Source organism: Psychrobacillus sp. Z16_25, from assembly GCF_056856695.1.
Genome location: NZ_JBXEOV010000012.1, coordinates 12695 through 33772 on the forward strand (window position 1 = coordinate 12695; position 21078 = coordinate 33772).

Consider the following 21078-nt stretch of genomic DNA (forward strand, 5'->3'; position numbering starts at 1 on the left):
TTGGCTTTCTATCCATTATAGGATGGGAGATTTTCTGGGGTTAGAGGTTCTTAGGTTAGTTGCAAATATTTCTGTTTTCATTGCACTTTTCTTTGTTTTAGTTGCGCTTATCTATACTTTTGTGTGCTTATCGTGTTTTTAGTGGCGAAATGGAATAAAGTGGTAACCATCGACATTCACTCATCCTCCACAGAAATGGAAGTAAAAAGGAAATACTTGCACTTTCTCAGAGGTCACTTGCTATTATTGGAATATTACTTGCTATTGCTGTTTGTTTACTTGCACAACGTGGGTAGTTACTTGTGAAACCTACTGATTTACTTACAATGCTCATATAAATGTGGTCTCACCAGAAATTTTCGACTGTACGGTCAGCTCTCACTACAATAGTCTCTCTCTCCTATCCCCCTCCCTTCAGTACTTTACATACGAAAAAGCCAGGTTCACGAGAGAACCTGGCTTTTCATTATTTATCTTTGAATTCAATTTTTGGATACCAATTTTGCATTGCTGCAAGCGTTCCGAATAAAAGGAAGAAGAAGACGGTATAGCCTTTTAGCTCCCAAATATTATAGTACAGGCCGGAGAATCCGGTTGAGAACCAGAGAGCAATCATGAACTTCCCAAGCATTGTATGTCTTTCTTTCCATAACAAGCCTAGCATTCCAAGTAAAAATCCTGCAAATAATAGGACACCAACCACACCAGTTTCTGCGATTACCTGAATGTATTGGTTATCTGAATAGAAGTTCTTGCCTCCATAAATATCGGACCGGATACCGTAATTATCGTAAATTGGCGAGCCATAGGATAAAGTGGCTGCACCACCAAATGTTCCGAAGCCGGCTCCTGTTAATGGATAATCAGACAGAACCTCAAATCCTTTTTTAATATAGAAGAAACGTCCGCTTTGCGTCATCAATTCGAGATTTTCCTTCGCAAAGGTTTCTTCGATACGACCGCCAATACTTCCTACGTTGTCCTTCGGGGCCTCTAAGCCGAGACTCTGAAAATAACTTAGTCCCCAGTTCACTGGGAAGTAAACTAAAATCATTGCAGCAACTCCCGCAATGACAAGTTGCTTAATGAGCTTCCACTCTTTTGAAAGAAGAATGAATACAACCGCTAACACAATTGCTGAAATCCAAGTACCACGAGAATAGGTCATCGTGAATACTCCTAAGAAGAGTACGAGACTAGTTGTTAAGAAAATCTTATACGATTTATACTTATATAAATACATCAAGAATAGTACTGCTGCAATTCCAAACATCAGTATTAGTGCAAGTGAGTTTGGGTTTCCAGGTAGTCCATAAATACGCACAATGTTTGTAGCAGAAAGTGTTTTATACTTCCACACGTCAGGCAATAGCCATTGTCTCATAGAAAGCTTTTCGACAATCCCATGAAGAGATACAAGCCACGAGGTAAATACAGTAACCCATGCTAATCTCACGAGCCAAGTATTTGGCAACAAGGAACGTGACAAGATGTAATAGATTAAATACATAATTAAGAAGGTTCTTAACTGAAATATTACGGAGCTTATACTTACGTCATTTAAAAGCCCTATAATTGAGCCGAAAATTAAAAAAGTGAAATAGATCCATTCAAACCATTTAAACGTAAGCAAGCTTTTCAAATTGAACTTACTTGATATAACCAGCTTTGCGAAGGCTGTAAAGATTACTAAATCTCCTATTAGCTTCAAGCCCGGATTTATTTCAATTAGTATTGGTCTAATTGATACATAGGGAATTAAAAATAGAAGCGCCTGAAAAGGTTTCAAATAAGAGAATACGACAAAAAATAGCGATGTCAGTACAAGAGCAATATTTGTCGGCAATAGTAGACTGACAGCCATGAACAAACATGCCCCGATGAAGGTATATAAATCCTTCTTTATTAGATGTTTATTTATTTGTGACATTGATTTATTACCCTTTCTAGTTCGTAACTTTATAACTCACCCATTATAACATCATTTTTACTTATTGACGCAAAGAATTCATAACAAATTGACAAACAAATTAAACCAGTCAATATACCCTTAATTTCTCCTAACCATTCTGTTAAACTAAAAATAGTTCGAAAAAGGGAGGGAATAGACATTGTTGAAGAAAAGCATAATTACTTTGTTGGCTATTCTTGTCATTTTTAGCCAATTATCTTTAAACTCTGCACTTGCCAGTGACATAGATAATCATCAGATGAGGCATGAATTATCCTATTGGGCTAATAAAAATGTTATTAGACCTGACTCAAAAGGCAACTACAATCCAAACAAAGCCGTAACTCGTGGAGAATTTGCCTCTTACATAGCAAGAGCTTTCGAATTACCAGCTTCTACGAAATATCAGTTTAAAGATTTAAAGCCAAATACTTCTCAAACAATAGAGATTCAAAATGCAGCTGGAGCTGGAATACTTGGCGGATATCCTGACGGAACATTTAAGCCAGAAAAAGAAATTACTCGTCAACAAATGGCTGGGATGCTCTATAAAGTTTTTAGATACTTACAACTTCCAGTAGAAGAAGTTCAACTTACCTTTAAAGACTCTGCTAAAATCGATCCTTCTTTTACAAAAGCAGTCTCTGCTAATGTAAATTTGAATATTATCAGAGGAAGTAATGAGAAGGCTGGTGTTTACTTCTATCCAAAAAGAAATGCTACCATCGCACATGCTGCAGCATTCTTATATAGAACAGTAGCTGCAATTGATCTGTTAAAGCCTGAAATCGAAGAGCCGACTCCTGAAAATCCGACAACACCGCCCGTTGAAACAACAACTTATCAGTTGGATACAGTCGTAAATGGACAGATTATTAAAGGGAAGAAATATAATACCTATGAAGAAGCGTTAAAAGCATGGTCTGGTGGTAATCAAGTGATTACTCTTAATGATAAGATCATTAAAATGAATTCTGGACTCGCTGTTACAAAAGGTTTTACAAATATATATAATGCAGATAAAATTACCTCCCCTACCTATACAACTACTGATACTGAGCTTCAATATATTAGTAGTGATAAGGATTGGGTGCAAATTAAAATCGCAGGCCGAGAAGGCTATGTGAAACAGAACGATGTAAACCTATTACCTTATACGATGGTAGGCGAAAACAGAGCTTACTATGAAGTAAGTAATGGGGAGCTACGTCATTCTATCTATAACCATTCTAAGAAAACACGTGTTAGCTATGTAATGGGTGTGGCTCCTACATTCTTAGTGCCCGGAAAAAAATATTATAGCTGGGACGGTGTGAACTTTATTAATACCAACAGCGTGAAAGTTGGAGAAAGCTATAACTATTATCAATTCCTTCCGGTAAGATCTAAAACGAACTATACCGCTAAGGAAATAGATAGCTATATTAATGAGAAGCTTGCAGCACTAGAGCGCAGCTATATGGTTAACCCAAATAACGCAAACCTTCTTGTTTATAAGGACGCAACGAAGAAAAGTAAGTTGCTTGGCTTAGGAGAAATTCTTAAAAAGATAGAGGCTGAGCACAACATAAATGCGTTAATGATTTTAGCTTTAGCTCAGCATGAAAGTCAGTATGGATTGAGTAGTCATGCTCAAAACTATAATAACCTGTTTGGCTTATATGTTTATGACTCGAATCCAGCGAATAAAAACTTCGCTTCTGTAGAGGCAAACGTTTTAGAATTGATTCAAAAGTTTTGGAATAAGAATTACATCCCACCAAATGCACCTTATGCAAATGGTGCCGTGTTTGGTAATAAAAACATAGGTTTTAATGTGAAGTATGCTTCTGACCCTTATTGGGGAGCAAAGGCAGCTGGTCACTTCTATAATATTGATAAAGCACTAGGATTTAAGGATGCTAGAAACGCTTATCGAATCGGTATGACGACCACTGCTGGTTTAAATGTACGTAGAGATCCATCTACTAATCTGGCAGCAGCTTATAAATATACCAACAGCAACATGCCAGTAATCATTTATGATACAAGCATTCCTGGATGGGTACAGGTAGGCTCAGACTTAGTAGACCCTACCCCACTATATATCTCTAATCAGTACATCAAAGAATTAAATATTACCAAGTAACAGGGCGAAAGACTGAAAACAGCTATGTTTTCAGTCTTTTTTATATTTATAAAAAATACTTTTATATCTGGTGTAGGAAGAGGCTGGGACAAATTGAATGAGAAGCACTGGTATTTCTATCTAATAGAATTATAAGTGACTTCTTTTTTTGTGGACTTAGGTTCTCCGCATCGTCGGACGCTTGGAGTGGAGGCCAACAGGAAGTTAGTCAGGAAAACGTTGTCACACGATGTGACGTTCTTAGTTTTTCTAGCTTTAGAATAAAGTTTGATTAAAAATCATTTTAAATTCTTGATTTTACTGTATATAAAAAGCCATCGTTTTGAATAAAGATTAATCAAAACGATAGCTTTCTTTTATTTTTAAGGACTGTTGTTTATAAAAAAGATTGATTATTTTAAAACTCCTTATTTCAGTAACGCTCCCAAACCTTTATATATTATTCGCGGATTTCAGTTATACTTTTTCCACTTAAAAATGCGTGTCCCATTGTTAACTTTTTTTCTGTTTGAAATCCATACTTTTGATAAACTTTTTCTATTGATTCATTTATCGGAAAAACCCAAAGCCTTTTTATGCCTCTATTTATTGCTTCTTTTTGTATAAACTGAATAACTTCACCAATTAATCCTTTACCTCTGAATTCATCAATTGTAGCTACGCTTTCCATTCTAGCTTGCTCTCCATCTTCAAAATACAAGCAGTTGAACAAGCTACTCCATCCAAGCGAAGAAGATAGTGTGTGAAGGAGGAATGATTGAATTGTTCTTTATAAACTTTCTCAATAGTCTCTTTTCCCCCAAATTCTTTAATACTACATTCTATATCTAAAGCTACCTGATAGTTTTCTTTTGTCACTTTTTCAATAGTAACTCTCTTATTATTCTGAATTTCTACGACTCGGTTATTCCATAATTGAACAGGACTAATAAGTTCCTCATATCTAAAATTTCTTGTTTTTAATTCAGTAATGAGATTTTGCTGGTTCTCTATATTATAAATATAAAACCTTGGTATGATCTTTTTAGACTGATAGTAACCAATAACCTCGTCTATAACTGACTGTGGTTGTAAACACTCATCAATAATATGGGCGTGATTAGAATCATAATAATTTGGTTGATTTTCATTACAAAATAACATTCCCCAGCTAGTATCAATTCGTTTGGAAAAGGTTTCATAGTATGAAATATCTAGCATCAGCATTTCTTGTAAATTTAGCATCTGGTTCCCCTTAAGTTCTCAAAAATTTAATTAATATCATTCGAATTATAGCATAAATATTCCAAGTATTTATCAAGCTAACCTGTCCCGTTAGATCAATATGAAAAAGAGTTCCCTAAGCAGCCCATTGATCTTTACTAAAGCACACAGTTAGTTGAAGATTTATTATGTAAGAGTTGGTTTGATATTCAGTAATCCCAAGTCAACTGATGTCTCTATATAACCTATTATCTGATTGAATGTAAATACATTAAGTTGTTCATTTATAACTTCCTTATCGTACTCCATATCTCCTAATGCAAAAGGAACAAATTTTTCTACATCTTTAGATTTAACTTCTTCTAAATCTAGAATTGTAGGGAAATAACTAAGGTGTTTTTTAAGTTCATCTGTAAAACCATAGTACTCTAATAATTTTCCATTTAGTAATCGGAAGTCATTATGATACAACTTATATAATCCTTCATCAGCATCCATTCTGTTCCTTAACCAAGAAAGGTTAAAACCTCTTAGAAATATATCATCAGCAATTAAATGAGTATAGTACCCTAATAAATAATGATTTGTATGTTCTACTCGTGAACTATATTTACGTAAAAACCCTTTATAATCTACGCTTCTTGAATAGTCTTGGACTTCACCTATCAAGAAATGTGATAAATTCTTTTCTTCATATGAAAAAACCGCATCTGGAGCAATACTTCCAAGCAAAAATGATGTTTTATCTTCTATCAATAAAGAATCTGCAATTTTATTACCAATAATCAAGTGCATTATTCTTGAACCCAAAATACTCATCCCCTTTACATGAATATTCTAACATTATTATCTGTATCCTTGTTGAACTATTCTGTCCCGTTTGTTTAAATGTATTTATTAACAAGCATTATCTGATTTAGTTAAATAAAACAAACCTTAGAGATTTTATTCAATCTTTTTTTTATAAACGGTTAAACTAGTTGAATTCCACTTTCAGAACCGGTCGTAAACGTCAGCCACTGAAAATAATCAGAGCCTATAAATCCCCCTTATTTATTTCCATTTTTACACTTACCATTTAATCTCCCACCTAGCAAACACCCCTTGTTATTTTCCATATTTCTGTAATCAAAATAGCTAAAAAAGCCATCTCACCAAAAATGGCGAAATGACTTTTTTCTATGTTTATTTATTTGATAACCGGGTACAAGATTAATAGTATTAACGGTTTTCTGCTCGTTCTATGAATGTATTAATATGTTTAAATGTTACATAGTCATTAAGACCATAAGAACCGTCCGTTTTACCGATTGTGATACCATTTTGCGCTAAGATTTGGACATAGTCATAAGCCCAGTGGTCTGATTTTACATCTTTAAATTTCCAAGAACCTTTTCCTGGTTTTAGATCATATGCTTCTACTAATACTTTTGCAATTTGAGCTCTTGTGATTGGTTTAGATGGGTTGAAGTTTCCTTGATCACCGGCGAAGATATTTGCTTCTGTTACAGCGTTGATTGCTGAAAGGTATTTTGAGGATACTTTTACATCTTTGTAATAAGTAGAGCTAGATTTACTTTTTAGATTAAGTGAATTTGTAAGCTTTTGAGCTACTTCTGCTCTGCTTGCATAGATACTCATGTCGATGGAAGCCGATTTTACTTCTTCTGTTAACACTCGTTTTGCACCTACATATTTACTTCCCCAGTAATATGGGTCATTGATGGATGCTACACTAACACCCTTTGATGTTGACGAGTTGATGAACTGATTTCCACCCACATAAATTCCTACGTGAGAAACTCCTTTTCCAGTTGTATTAAAAAATACTAAATCTCCAACTGCTAAATTACTCTTTGCTACGCTTTTCCCAACTTGATATTGAGACGCTGCCGTTCTAGGTAAATCGATTCCTAAATCTTTGAATACTCTTTGTACATAACCAGAGCAATCAAATCCTTTAGTTGTTGTACCACCATATAAGTAAGGCACTCCTAAATAAGTATATGCCTGAGTTTTAATTTCACTTGGTGTAGCTGCTTCTGCTACCACTGCATTATTAATCAAAAGGATTGAGGAACTAAGTAAACATATTTGAGCGATTTTCTTAAACATTCTCTTATATCTCTCCTTAAACTTTCTACCCTGTTATACTAACATGTATTAAGCTAGTTAAACATTACAGTTATATTTCAATTGGATAACAGTAAACGTCATAAAGTTTCATAGTTTTGGGAAATCCCTTAAAAGATGGCACAAAAAAGATGGCGTATTCTAGATTTATTTCATAAAGAAAGAGGCATCCCATTAGGGGATGCCTCTTTCTACTTTGACAGCTATCTGCTATGTCGTATGTTTCTGCCTTGTTCGTTTCATTTCCGTCGCTCACAAAGGGTTAGTCTCAAATTCACTTATCAGACTCCCTTTCCTATTAAGGAGCGGAATAATATTGAACTATTCCGTTATAAATAGATTGTGCATAGATTTCTTGATATTTACTGTTTACGAGTTTATTAAAATCTGCTTCATTTGATATGAAACCTAGCTCCACCAACACAGATGGTATATCAACCATTCTATTTACATAGAAACTATTTTCTCTTACACCACGATCGGCCATTGATGCATTTTTGACTATTTGACTGTTAATTTTCGTTGCAAGCACTTTACTTTCTGCTCCATTTTCATTGGAAGAAAGATTATAGTATGTTTCCGTACCTTTAGCTGACGTGCTAGTACTAGCATTTACGTGAATACTCACGTAAATCTCTGAAAAAGATGATTTTGCTAATGCTACTCGATCCTGTAAGGACGGGTAAGTATCGCCTTTTCTCGTCATAATAACCTTAGCGCCTTGGTTTTTTAACTTTTGCTCTACTAGTTTTCCAACATTCATCACAATCGTTTTTTCCATGACGCCTTTTCTTGTAGCTCCTGGATCTGTCCCACCATGCCCAGGATCGATGAGGATAATTCTATCCTTTAAAACACTTCCGGATTGGTTTAATAGTTTAAGATAAGTCTTATGTGTATAGCCTACACCACCAGCATACTCAATTTTCGCCCAAAATCCGTTGATACTCTTTACAGAAACCATATTCCCTTTCGTTAGCTTTCCAATAGTGGAATAGCTAGAACCAGGACCGCTACGAACATTTAATGAAGCTACGGTTACTTTCCCTTTTAAGCTGCTTGTCGAAGGGCTATCTACAGGTTTATCATTTGGATTTTCTGCATACTTTCCATTAATATAGCCTGGCATACCGTCAACCTTTACTAAGTACCAGCCATCCTTTTCTCCATAAATGTCCACAACTTGTCCCTTAGGGAAGGTGCCGAGTATTGGAGCTGTTCCAGTTGGCTTACTACGTACGTTTAAATCTACGGCAGTGATTGTCACTTTTCCAGTAGAATTTCCAATCACTTGCCCAAACCCATCTAAAAACATTGTATAGGCACTACTGATGTAATGTAGCTCACCATTATAATCGATTTGAAGCCACAAATCATCTACCTTTTCATAAACGTTTACTACATCACCGTTCTTTAGCTTGCCAACTACTTGTCCATCCATACTAGGCTCTGATCGTACGTTTAATGTGTCATTCTCAACAGTGACCACTGCAATAGCAATTGCTTGCGAACTATCTGGAACGGCAATTCCACCTACATCCTTATTCACGCGGAAGCTTTCATCTAATCCACGAGCGACAAATTGTGCAAATTGCTTTCTAGTCACACCTTGAGAAGGAAGGTATTTCCCTCCATCACCATGAGAAATTCCATAATAATATAATGCTTTTACATGGGTTGCAATAGATGCACTCTCTTTGATATCAGAGAATGGCATTTTTTGATTTTGATATTTGGTTAAGCTCAAATTGAATGCTTTTACTAGAGCAGTACTCATATCCTGGCGTGAGAAAGGTTTATTAATCCCAAAGGTTCCATCTGCTTTTCCCTTCATGAAGCCCGACTTAACGGCTCTTTCAATATAACCAGATGCCTCTGTTCCAACTTTCACATCACTAAATTGTGATTTACTTACAATAAGAGGCTTTTGATTACTTGCCTCCACTAACATTTTCGCCGCTTGAGAGCGAGTTAAAACTTCACCTGGCTTGTATAATCTTTTACCATTTACTTGGTAACCTTTGATTATACCTTTCTTATATATGTATTCAATTTCTTGATATCCATCAGCGGAAACAGAAACATCTGAAAACGTTTGATTTGCGCTCACGTTCAATGAAAACGAGGCTGCGACCAAAAGAACAAGACTTGCAACGACCAACTGTTTGAAAAATACTTTCACTATTCTTCTCCCTTCTTACTAATATACCTAGATAGTAACAAAAGTTATTGGTAATTAATATCCTACATTTTTACTCAATTCTCGCTTTCTCCTCTATTTTTCTAAGTTTAAATGTGAAAAAATGGGGTAAAAGAATAAGAATTTGTCTATTACACAGTTATTGACCATATAATTTATAGTCGAACTTTGATAAAATTAAAATGTAATAATTGTTAAGGAGGAATAATTTTTGAAAAATTTGAAGTTACCTGTAATTCTTTTCGTTTTCGTATTGATTTTTGTCACATTCCAACCTATGAATACACGCGCAGAGAATGTTGATCAAAAGTTTTTAGACATACATAACAATTTCTGGGCAAAAAGTGAAGTAACAAAATTAGTAGATTTACAGATTATCAATGGCTATCCAGACCTCCATTTTCGTCCTTCTGTAGATGTCTCACGTGGACAAGCTGCTAATCTCCTAACTAGCGCTCTAAAGCTAGAAGATGCCCCCTACCAACCAATTTTCACGGATGTAAGCAGCAAGTCTAGTCATCTAAAGGGGGTTATGGCAACATATAAGGCTGGAATCTTTAATGGTAAGCCCGACAAAACCTTTGGAGTTGGAGACACGCTAACTAGAGAGCAAATGGCCTCCGTTATCGCTAGAGCATTTGATCTGCAAGACACTGGAGAAACTATCACCTTCAAGGATGATGCGAAAATCAGTGAATCACATCGTGAAGGTGTAAAGCTGTTAGCTCAGCATAAAATCACAACTGGTAAGGAAGACGGAACCTTTGACCCGAAAACTGGAGTAAACCGTGCAACCTTCGTTGTGTTCCTACACCGTGCAATGGTTTCAACAGGAATGATTGAGCCTACTTACAACGTAACCTTTAATAATCCTGAACAAAATGGCAATATGACTGTAAGCAGAGAAATTCAAAATATCGTTTCTGTACCTTTAGCGGAGGACTTCGACACTCTTCTACGTTCCCAAAATGAGATGCGTTACCTTGGAGAGAAAACAGTTAAGCATAGCTATGCTACTGACATTGTTCATACCTATCGTATTTCGAATACAGGCGCAAGTATAAAAATTACCAAGCGAGTCTTTCCAAACGACGATTATATGGTCTTTACGAATCTAGTGAATACCTCAAAATCTGCAGTAAATGTTGATTTTATTTTAAAGGATTCCCAGGTAGAGAGCTCTAAGCTAATCAGCTATGATCGTTATCCTATTAAGAAGAATGAAGACGATACATTTGGCTATGACCCTACCACTTATCCAAAAGGAATTGTCGAAAATACCTCAGTAGACGCTGAGCCAAATCAAACGATGTTTAGTAGATTATATCGTTCAAAAGAGCTGAAGCTTGTCTATCCTAATAAAGCAGTAAGTACTACAAGAGATCTGCAAGCAGAGATTGATGCATTCTCAAATGTTCTGCTGGGGACAACCCAGATGACAGTTATCCCTCTTTCCTCTCTTGGCAATGATATCGTGGATTACTGGTTTATGCACTCAGATGGCCTTTTATTTAAAACAAGAGAAGCAATGGACGCTTGGATGCACGAATCTGCAATAAACTATCGCAAACGTAATGATTGGTATACCCCTGAGGGGCCATATAATAAAATGGCAACCACTATTGAGCCAATGCCATTATCCTTTAACGGCTTCGGGAGAAATCTCTTAATGGTCAAAGAGGATCGAGTATTATTACGACACGAAGAAAATCCACAGCGTTACTTTGAAAACTTATTAATGAACTCCTTTGTAAACTTAGAAATCTTTAAGGGAGATGAACTCTTCTGGCAAACAGAGGTAACAAGCACCTACTTAAAGAGTCTCTATGGAATTACTGCACCGTTTATCGATACAAGATTTAATGAACAAATTGCATTATTCTTATACAGAGCCGGGAAAGATTTTAACATGCCTGATTACAATCAAGCCCTGAAGGATTATGCAGACTTGCTAGTAAAGCAAAAGAGTCAAGGAAATATCATCTCAGTAGATTCACAGTCCTACTATATTTCCGACTACTTCCCAATGGCTCAAAAGGTAAAAACACACTCTTCTATGAACCATGTACTTGGTGGAATGAACATTTTACTTCAAGCATATCAAGAGTTTGGAGATGCAAGGTATCTAAACACAGCTACTAGCATTCAAACAGCAATTGAGAAGGACAAGAAAAAATGGATTAGACCAGACCATGATATCTGGTACAAAATCTCTCCTGAAAAAGAATTTGTGGGTCGGGATTATAATCATTTAACAGTAGAAGACTTGATCAACTCTTATGAGCTATGGCAAGATATTAATCCAAAGCATCTCCCTGTAATCAAGGAATTAATAGAATCAAAGGTGAAATACCTCGATAAGAATAAACTAGGGTATTCTACTAAAATGAGACAAGGCTTTGAGAGACTAGATATGCTTCATTTATTACCAGCTGGCTCTGAATTCACAGACGCAAACTAACACGAAATGCGTAAGCGCCTGTTCTGCCCCGATAAGCAAATGGGGATTGGCAAAGCGTTGGAGCTAGACATACACTAGGTTTCATGGCAATAAAACACAAAAAAAGCTGTCCCAAAATGCACGTGATGTGACTTTTGGAGACAGCTTTTTACTATTCATTTAATTGTTCTTTCCATCTGAATGATATACAACCATCCCCTACTATGAATTCTGCTAAATGATCATCAATCTTAATAGCGTCCTATAAATTGAGCTTCTTCTAACGGGTTCGGTTGATGGGGAGAAAACAATAAAAAACACATTGTTCGGGGAGAAGAAAAGAAGTCTATGTAAAAATAGATCAAGTATTGTTAAAACTCTCTCTTTAACTTAACGAAGTAGGATTATTGAATAGGAAAGTAGAAACAAAGCTATAACACTCTAATATTTGAGCGATGAAAATTTATGCGAACCAACAAATCATATCTTTTTATTCTTAGGGAGTAACTCTATTGGTTCGTAGCAGCGTCGGCGACTCCTGCGGGAGCAGGGTGGTAGGTAAGACAGCACAACCACGCGCGTTAGCGATGGGTGCTGGCTTACCTTGTGGAGGGAAAACTAAGAACGTCACATCGTGTGACAACGTTTTCCTGACTAACATCCTGTTGGCCTCCACTCCAACCGTCCGACGCAGCGGAGAACCTGAGGTTCAAAAAATAAGAAAGCACTTATGATTCTTCTTATCAAATTGAAGAATCATAAATGCTTTTAACTTGTTTTGTCCCGACTCCATCTTTATTTACTAGAAAACATATGAACAAAATAATATTGGCCATCGGAATCTTTCGCAATTCCTACACCAATGTTTGTATATTTTTTGCTAAGAATATTTGCTCTATGTCCTTCTGAGTTCATCCATGCATTCACAACGGAACTAGATGATTTATAGCCGTGAGCAATGTTTTCCCCAAACGTACGATAAGAATAGCCAAAGCCTTGAGCCATATCCCATGGTTGTCCATAAGTAGGTGAATAGTGTTCGAAATATTCATTTTGAATTAAATCATCCGCTTTGATGAAAGCTATTTGGTTTAATTCCTTATCTTCCTTCAGCTTAGGAAGTCCCTTTTTCTCTCGTTCTTTATTCACTAGCTGAATCGTTTCTGTCACAAAGGTTGGGTTTGCTTGTTTTACAACTTTATATTGCTTTGTGAAAGGATCGTATATGCCATTAAAAGCGCTAGGATCCTCTTTATATTTTGCACTCTTATCTAATAAGACTAATGCTTGGGCCCTTGTTATTGGCTTAGTGGGCTCAAAAGTAGTTTTAGTTGTACCGGTTGAAATCCCCGTCTTTGTTAGAAAAGCAATATATGGCTTTGCCCAATAATCTTTTGGGACATCTTTAAATGGTACAGATTCATTTGTATTTACCTTAAAGTCATACATCATGACAATTATTTTAGCGAGTTGCGCTCTAGTTAATGAATTGTTCGGATGAAAGTAATCTCCATCTTGAAAAATCCCGATTCTCGTCAATGCAGCTATTTCATTGTAAGCTGAATGGTCCGTACTTACATCTTTATACTTCGGTTTAAACGTCCCACCAACACTTTGTACATCTATAATTCTACTAATGATTTTAGCAGCCTGAGCCCTTGTGATAGATTCTTGAGGTCTAAACGTGCCATCCTCATATCCAGTGATAATCTGCTTTTCTTGATTAGATACCAAATACGGATAGTACCAAGCCTTTTCATTCACATCTTTGAAAATGGATGCACTTGCCCCCATTGGCAGCATAAGCAAAGCGATAAACACGATAAGGAATTTACTAAAAGTCTTCATTCATTTACCTCCTTTCTATTAGTATACTAAAAAAGCGAAAAGGATTGTATGCTCAATACTTTCATGTAGAGAAAAATGAAAAAATAGTAATAAATTCATAGTGAAATGTTAGTTAGTTCCGAGTGTTTTTTCTTCCTGTTCTTGCAATCGTACTCGATGAGAGAAAAAATTAGCCGCTATTGCCCCTAATGTTAAATTCATCACCATATTTGCAACAGCTGGTACTGCTGATAATGAGCTGATATGTTCCATTGCCAAGGTAGCCGCCAGTGCACTGTTACAAATTCCCGTATGAAATAAAATAGCTATGGCATTTGGTTGTTCCATTTTGAGCCATCTAGCAATCAAATACCCACTCACCATTGGAATAAAAACCTGTAAAAAAACTGCCAAGAAAAGAATGGGTAAAATGGACAAATTACTAGCCAAGGATTCCTGTGCACTTGATACCACTGAGAGCACAATTACAAATAGAGATATCTGAGATAATATAGGGGTATGAGGTCGTATTGCTTCCACTTGCTTTGTGAATCTCCATTGAATTAGTAGCCCTAAAATCAATGGTAAAAACACTACATAGAGAATATTAAAAAACATCGGCCAAAACGCTATATGTATAAGCTTTCCAGCAAAACTTTGAACCAGATAAGGAGTGAGTATTGGAGAGATAAACGTATCAAGTGTAGCCATGGTAAGACTAAGCGCTGCTTCCCCGCCTGCTATAAAAGTATAGACGTTCGCTGAGGTGCCACTCGGAACTGTTCCAGCTAATATGATACCAGTAGCCAGCTCCTCGCTATGTCGAAAGAAAAGAAATGCAATCCCCACTGTGACCGTAACCATGATGCTCCATTTTAAGGCAACACCTATTAACACGTTTTTAGGTTTTCTTATTATCTTAAACAATTTCTCAGCGGAAAGTGACAGTCCCATTAGCAAAAAGATGATCCCGAGTCCTATCTCTGTAAAGCCTTGAATGGGAAAAAAGAATGCAGGAAAAAGAAAAGCGACCAATGCACAAAAAACAATCCACAACGGCATGTAAGTTGAAATAATGCGAGAACATATTTGTATTAGTCTCAATTCCATACCCCTTCCAATTAAATAATCTCCTATCAAAGTTTCCTCTTTAGAAGAATAAAACCTGTGCTTCTATATAACAAAAGCACAGGAATAAATTCATCCGATTTTTTTATAGATATAAGCACCATTCTCGACTCGGTCAAGATCAACCCTATCTCCGATGGAAACTGGTTCCGTGAGTCTCGTGGTAACCTTTGCGTTACAGTCATCCAGCTCTACTAGTACGACAAAATATGGGGCAAGACTTGCAAACTCAGTAGGTGCCACGTGAACCTCTGTAAAACTATAAACAGTTCCCTCTGTCGCTACCTCCTGCTCCTCTAATTTGCCCTTTAAGCATTTTGGACAGCTATATTTTTTCGTCATGCTTGCATAGCTGCAGTCGTTACAAGAAAAGATTTTCACATCCGTCACACCCTCTCTAATATATGCACGGTAGAATAGGAGCCTGTTCCACCAAGATTTTGCGAAAGTGCAAGACGAGGACTGGAAACCTGGTTCGCTGCATTCCCTCGTAGCTGCTGAACCAACTGATAGATTTGTGCTATACCGGTTGCACCAATTGGATGTCCTCTCGATAAAAGACCCCCACTTGTATTAACCGGCTTATCTCCTGTAGGCTTCGTCCTTCCCTGCTCTACTGCCTTCCAACCCTCACCCTTTTGGAAAAAACCAAGCTCTTCGGTCGCGATAATTTCAGTCATGGAAAAACAGTCATGAATTTCTACTACATCAATGTCCTCTGGTCCAACCCCAGCCTTTTCATAGGCAAGACGACCAGACTCTCGAATAGCTGGGATAGAAAGTAAATCATCTGCATCCTGCATTTGCGTTGGACCTGATGCTTGGGCAGTAGATCGAATATGAATCGCAGATTTATCCTTAGAAATAACAAGCGCTGCTGCCCCGTCTGTCATTGGTGAACAATCAAACAGACCCAGTGGATTGGTAATCATTCTTGCTTGCATAATTTCCTCAATAGATGTCTGCTTTTGGAACTGTGCTAGTGGATTGTTACTCGCATTTTCACGATTTTTCAGTGCGACCATCGCAAGGTGCTCCTTAGAAGCTCCCGTTTCATAAAAATACCGATTCGCAAGAACTCCAAAAAAGCCTGGGAATGTTAAACCTGCATGCTTTTCATTCGAATCATTATCCATTGCAGCGTTAATCGCTTGGGTGACATCATTCGTGCTCGCATGCTTCATTTTTTCCACGCCTGCCACTAAAACTGTGTTATATTCTCCACTTAAAATCCCAAGAATTCCTTGGCGTAATGCAATTCCACCTGAGGCACAGGCACCTTCTACCTTTGCAGTGGGTACAAACCCCAGCCCCAAATCATTTGCAACGATCGCACCAAGTATTTCTTGGTTGTAGATAGAGCCACCCATAAAATTACCAATAAAGACAGCGTCCACCTTTGGATTGCCAGCATCCTCTAACGCTTGGATACATGCTTCTAGTAGCATATCCTTCATCGTACGATCAACAAATGTTCCAAAACGTGTCATTCCTGCTCCGTGAATATAAACATTTGTCATACACTGACCTCCTTATGCTGGTCTCGCATTTCTCTTTTTAATATCTTTCCGTAGGAGCTCTTTGGTAGCTCGTCGACAATATGAATGGACTTTGGTTTTTTAAATCTAGCCATATTACTCTCGCATAAGGTATAAAGTGCCTCAACCGACACATCCTCCTTGCCGTTTGATACAACATATGCAACGACACACTCGCCCCATTTTTCATCAGGAACTCCAATCACACACGCTTCCTTCACACCAGGATGCATATTTAGCACTTCTTCTACTTCACGAGGATAGATATTTACTCCTCCTGAAATGATAACGTCCTTTTTACGGTCTACAATATGCACGTACCCGCCTGGATTTTTCCAGCCCAAGTCGCCAGTGTAAAGCCATCCATCCTGAAGCGTCTCCTTCGTTGCCTTTTCATTATTCCAATAGCCTTGCATGACAAGGGAGCCCTTACAAATAATCTCGCCTACCTCACCATCTGCCACTTCCTTGCCTTCATCGTCAACAATCTTCACCTGCACGAAAGGACCTATTCTGCCACAGGATTCAAGATGAGCATGCAGCTCCTTCTTCGGCATCATCGTAATACACATGGGTGCCTCGACCTGACCATATGTCTCCGCAAATACGGGACCTGCAAGCTTCAATGCCTGCTCTAGCTTACTAGCAGCAATCGGTGAGCCGGCCATATTGATAGATTTTAAAGTAGAAAGCTTGGATGGATCAAAATTAGGATGCTGAATCATCAAATTGACCATTGTTGGAACTAGGAAGATGATAGAGACCGAATCTTTTTGTAAGTCTTGAATAAATTCCTCTGGCTCGAACTTGTTATAAACTACTTGAGAAAGTCCATATAGCCATGACACATGAGAAAGAAAGTTACTGCCGTGGGTGAGTGGTGCCACATGACCAATAATATCGTCATAGTCTACCTCACAAACCTGTGATAGAGATAATGCACCAGCAATCATATTACGATGGGAAAGCATAACCCCTTTTGGGTTACCAGTAGTGCCAGAGGTATACATGATGGCAAATAAATCGTTTTCCCCTACCTCTTCTACGAACCTCTGCCCATTGTATTGGTTGACGATTGACTCATAGTCCACTCCAAGTGCCAGCACTTCAATAGATGTTTCAATAGGTTCTGTTAGAGAGGTGTCTCCAATAATTAATTTCGGAGCAGCATCCTGAAGCATATACTCATGCTCCTTTGGATGTAAGCGATAATTTAATGGAACCTTAATCAGTCCGCTTAGCGCCACTGCTACATCTAGCTCGATATGCTCTAGCCTGTTTGGCATAAGAATGGCAATTCTATCCCCTTTTTGAAACCCCTTTACATGAAAGTAGGAGGACAATGCATATGCTCTTTCCATTAATTCCTGATAGGAAAAGGAACGATCCTTGTCCTTTACAGCCAGTTTATCAGGGTAAGCGGCTGCTGATTTTATTGCTAGCTGAGCTATTGTTTCCAAGTCCTTTCACTCCTTTTCTTTGAATTGAAATATCGGTAGCTTGGTTATCTCATCTGGCCCTCTTTTAAGTTCTATACCATCTAAAGGAAACAAAATAAATTCAATCGTAATAGCTACGGGATTCTCCCCTTCTAAAAAGTGTCCCCCGCTAATCTGCTGATCACAGTCAACAAACATTCCATGGAAATGAACGTCTAACTCGTCGTTCGCGTTTAATCCCACAAACCCTGTCCCGGTGAGCAGCTCTACCTCTGAATCACTTTTAATCTTTGAAGAGTATTGAAGCTTCCCCTCTACTGTTTTTTCTAGCTGCACATAGGTCGCATATTCTAAGGATCCCATACACTGAAATTGAGCAGCCTTTATTCCATGTCTGCTGCAGACCTCCTTGATTCCACCAAATAGGTCTACTCCTTTAGCTAGTCTTCCGGCAATACGGTTAGAATTTTTGTCTAGTACTGCTTGGATACCATTAACCAAAGCTATAACCCCCGTCTACTTGCAAGACTTGGCCAGTCGTATATCCAGATTCACTTGAAGCAAAATAAAGGACCGCTTCCGCTATGTCTGTAGGATTACCCATCCGTTTAACGACCTGTCTGCTTAAATCGTATGGAATCCCAGTCGTAATAGCTGACTCCACTGCCCCTGGTGCCACCGAATTGCAGGTGATGCCATGAACGCCTAATTCCTTCGCCACCCATTTCGTCAGTGCGATTACTGCTCCTTTAGAGGCTGCATACGCTGGACCTGACCGTTTGGAATCTTCTCCACCACCAGAAGTGACTCCACCATTTATCCCTGAAATGGAGCTTATATTTATAATTCTTCCGTATTTTTGCTCTAGCATATGTGGGTACACAGCCGCCTGGATGAATAAGAAGGCAGCCTTCACATTTGTGTCCAAATCCTTATCCCATACGTCTAGGGTCATTTCCTCTATGTTTAAGCGTCCACAAGTACCTGCATTGTTCACTAAAATATGTAGCTCCCCAAATGTATCAGCAGCTCGCGCTATCGTCGCTTTCACAAATTCAGGGTCTCTTATATCTCCAAGGCATTCTAAAATCCTTGCCTCGCTATTTTGCTCTTGAATCGACTGAATCGTTTTTGTACAAGCATTTAAATCGACTAGCACGACATTAGCTCCTTCCTTTGAAAGAGCTAATGCGATCCCTGCCCCGATTCCACTTGCTGCCCCTGTTATAATTGCCGTTTGTCCCTTTACTCTCATCCTGTCATCCCCTTTGTAAGCATCCTATTTCACATTTAATAGATCTGGTAAAAATGTAGAAAACCACGGAACATATGTGATGAGCATCAGAATAATCACGGAAGAAACAACAAATGGAACAACTCCCCTTGAAATTTCACCCAATGAGGTTTTTGATATTCCCGTAGCCACATAAAGATTGAGTCCCACTGGCGGAGTGAATAGACCAATTGCAAGATTCACTGTCATAAAGACACCAAAAACAGTTGGATCGACACCAAGCATTAGCATTACCGGCGCTAAAATCGGAACCAATATATAGAATGCAGAGATAGCATCTATAAACATCCCAGCAATCAGCAATAGAACATTTACCAATAGTAAAATGATAATCGCGTTGTCCGAAATTCCTAGCATTGCATCGGAAATCGTTCTAGCAATCTGCTCCGTTGTGATGATATAAGCAAAAACAGATGCTGCAGACACGATGAACATTACAGTCGCAGTTTGAACAGATGAATCTATAAGAATCTTATATAAGCTCTTTAACGTTAGTTCTTTATAAACAAAGAATCCGACAAACAGACCGTAGAATACTGCAACAACCGCTGCTTCTGTTGGTGTAAAAAATCCTCCATAAATCCCTCCAAGGATAATAACTGGAATCATTAGTCCCCAGATAGCATTTACAAATGCTTTCCAGCGTTCCTTTCCAGTAGCTTTTTTTCTTTGAATAAATCCTTCAAGAGGGCCTTCCTTTTTCTCTTGTCTCCATCTCACAAACATTGCTGCCAGAACAAATCCGATTCCTAGCATAATCCCAGGAATGATACCAGCAATAAATAACCGAGCTATGGAAACAGGGAGTTGGTCTCCCGCAACTACGGCAAAGACGATAAAAGCAATACTTGGTGGAATAACAATACCAATTGCTCCAGCACTTGCAACAAGTCCTCCTGCAGTTTCTTTCTTGTATCCATTACCTATTAACGCTGGAATCAAAATCCCACCAATTGCTGCTACTGTTGCTGGACCTGAGCCGGAAATTGCTGCAAAGAAAATAGCTACCATTACGGTTACAAACACAATTCCGCTTTTTCGATGTCCGACTAGTGACTGCGCAAAGTCTATTAATCTCTTCGATATGCCTGCTTGCTCCATAATGACTCCTGCAAGAACGAAGAATGGAATGGCAAGTAACGTAAACTTAGCAACACTCGTATACATAATATCCGCAACTAGCTCTAAGCCAAATAATCCGCTGCCCGTAAACAAGATGACGACTGAGGAAATAGCAAGAGAGACAGCTATCGGAACCTTTAGGAAAACTAAAATCATAAAAACCGAAAATAATAGTATCGCTGTCATACTATCTCCCCACCTTTCTGCTGATCATCCTTAAACTCGATAATAGTTGCTTGAACGGTCCTAATAAGACATAAGATAGATCCTACCGGCATTGCCAATGAGAATACCCATTGTGGCCAGCCCAACGATGGTGTTTTCTGACCCATGTCCATTTGGAATAAGACCATCTGTATGCCAAAATAAGCTAAGATAACAAAGAGTCCACCCATTAACACACCAACTAGTATCGTAATCGCTTTACGGAAAGCCCCGTTTGCTCGATCAAAAATTAATGTAAAGCCAAGGTGTGCATTTTCACGCACACCTATCGCCGTACCCACAAAGGTTAAAAAAACAAAAAGATTGATCGTAATTTCCTCTGTAAAGGACCAAGAATAATTTGCCGTCTCTCGAGAGATTATATTGACAAACGCAACTAATGACATAATAGAGAGAACAATTACTACGATTCCTTCCTCTATTTTGCTGAGCACTTGATTCATTTCTTTA

15 protein-coding genes and 1 pseudogene are annotated in these 21078 nt (G+C 38.0%); 2 read left to right on the plus strand and 14 right to left on the minus strand.

Going from position 1 to position 21078, the window contains the following annotated elements:
• Window positions 1-466 precede the first annotated feature (466 nt).
• On the minus strand, window positions 467-1930 hold the full coding sequence (locus AC1VU3_RS12695; protein ID WP_480388868.1) for an O-antigen ligase family protein: 1464 nt from the start codon (window positions 1928-1930) through the stop codon (window positions 467-469).
• A 184-nt stretch (window positions 1931-2114) separates the two neighbouring features.
• Here AC1VU3_RS12695 and AC1VU3_RS12700 point away from each other — a divergent pair, with 184 nt between their 5' ends.
• Window positions 2115-4079, plus strand: coding sequence for an S-layer homology domain-containing protein (locus AC1VU3_RS12700; RefSeq protein ID WP_482983672.1), 1965 nt, complete (start codon window positions 2115-2117; stop codon window positions 4077-4079).
• A 439-nt stretch (window positions 4080-4518) separates the two neighbouring features.
• On the opposite strand, the pseudogene AC1VU3_RS12705 reads toward AC1VU3_RS12700, so the two are convergent.
• The 4 genes and pseudogenes from AC1VU3_RS12705 to AC1VU3_RS12720 form a co-directional block, all read right to left on the minus strand.
• Window positions 4519-5303: pseudogene (locus AC1VU3_RS12705) on the minus strand (GNAT family N-acetyltransferase).
• Window positions 5304-5468: 165 nt separating this feature from the next.
• Window positions 5469-6092 carry a zinc dependent phospholipase C family protein gene (locus AC1VU3_RS12710; RefSeq protein WP_482983673.1) on the minus strand — a complete coding sequence of 208 codons (624 nt, stop codon included), beginning with the start codon at window positions 6090-6092 and terminating at the stop codon, window positions 5469-5471.
• 411 nt (window positions 6093-6503) lie between these two features.
• Complete coding sequence (locus tag AC1VU3_RS12715; RefSeq protein WP_480388872.1) at window positions 6504-7397, minus strand: C40 family peptidase; 894 nt, start codon at window positions 7395-7397, stop codon at window positions 6504-6506.
• A 316-nt stretch (window positions 7398-7713) separates the two neighbouring features.
• Window positions 7714-9597, minus strand: coding sequence for an N-acetylmuramoyl-L-alanine amidase (locus tag AC1VU3_RS12720; protein WP_482983674.1), 1884 nt, complete (start codon window positions 9595-9597; stop codon window positions 7714-7716).
• 229 nt (window positions 9598-9826) lie between these two features.
• Between AC1VU3_RS12720 and AC1VU3_RS12725 the strand changes: the two genes are divergently transcribed.
• Window positions 9827-12076 carry an S-layer homology domain-containing protein gene (locus AC1VU3_RS12725; RefSeq protein WP_482983675.1) on the plus strand — a complete coding sequence of 750 codons (2250 nt, stop codon included), beginning with the start codon at window positions 9827-9829 and terminating at the stop codon, window positions 12074-12076.
• Between the two features lie 774 nt (window positions 12077-12850).
• Here the strand turns inward: AC1VU3_RS12725 and AC1VU3_RS12730 are convergent.
• From AC1VU3_RS12730 to AC1VU3_RS12770, 9 genes are all read right to left on the minus strand, one after another.
• On the minus strand, window positions 12851-13903 hold the full coding sequence (locus AC1VU3_RS12730) for a CAP and S-layer homology domain-containing protein (RefSeq protein WP_482983676.1): 1053 nt from the start codon (window positions 13901-13903) through the stop codon (window positions 12851-12853).
• 108 nt (window positions 13904-14011) lie between these two features.
• Window positions 14012-14986, minus strand: a complete 975-nt coding sequence (locus tag AC1VU3_RS12735; protein WP_480390219.1) for a bile acid:sodium symporter family protein — start codon at window positions 14984-14986, stop codon at window positions 14012-14014.
• Window positions 14987-15082: 96 nt separating this feature from the next.
• On the minus strand, window positions 15083-15391 hold the full coding sequence (locus AC1VU3_RS12740) for a Zn-ribbon domain-containing OB-fold protein (protein ID WP_480390218.1): 309 nt from the start codon (window positions 15389-15391) through the stop codon (window positions 15083-15085).
• 5 nt (window positions 15392-15396) lie between these two features.
• Window positions 15397-16530: a thiolase C-terminal domain-containing protein gene (locus AC1VU3_RS12745; RefSeq protein ID WP_482983677.1), complete on the minus strand. Its 1134-nt coding sequence runs from the start codon at window positions 16528-16530 to the stop codon at window positions 15397-15399.
• Window positions 16527-18008 (minus strand): class I adenylate-forming enzyme family protein, encoded by a 1482-nt coding sequence (locus AC1VU3_RS12750; RefSeq protein WP_482983678.1) that lies wholly within the window; start codon window positions 18006-18008, stop codon window positions 16527-16529. The genes AC1VU3_RS12745 and AC1VU3_RS12750 overlap by 4 nt, the downstream gene beginning before the upstream one ends.
• 6 nt (window positions 18009-18014) lie before the next feature.
• The gene (locus AC1VU3_RS12755) at window positions 18015-18488 is read right to left on the minus strand and encodes a PPC domain-containing DNA-binding protein (protein ID WP_482983679.1); all 474 of its coding nucleotides are present in this window, start codon (window positions 18486-18488) and stop codon (window positions 18015-18017) included.
• Window positions 18481-19242 carry an SDR family NAD(P)-dependent oxidoreductase gene (locus tag AC1VU3_RS12760; protein ID WP_480390214.1) on the minus strand — a complete coding sequence of 254 codons (762 nt, stop codon included), beginning with the start codon at window positions 19240-19242 and terminating at the stop codon, window positions 18481-18483. Before AC1VU3_RS12760 ends, AC1VU3_RS12755 begins: the two co-directional genes overlap by 8 nt.
• A gap of 24 nt (window positions 19243-19266) precedes the next feature.
• Complete coding sequence (locus AC1VU3_RS12765; RefSeq protein ID WP_482983680.1) at window positions 19267-20589, minus strand: TRAP transporter large permease; 1323 nt, start codon at window positions 20587-20589, stop codon at window positions 19267-19269.
• Window positions 20586-21071 carry a TRAP transporter small permease gene (locus tag AC1VU3_RS12770; protein WP_480390212.1) on the minus strand — a complete coding sequence of 162 codons (486 nt, stop codon included), beginning with the start codon at window positions 21069-21071 and terminating at the stop codon, window positions 20586-20588. The genes AC1VU3_RS12765 and AC1VU3_RS12770 overlap by 4 nt, the downstream gene beginning before the upstream one ends.
• Between the last annotated feature and the right edge of the window lie 7 nt (window positions 21072-21078).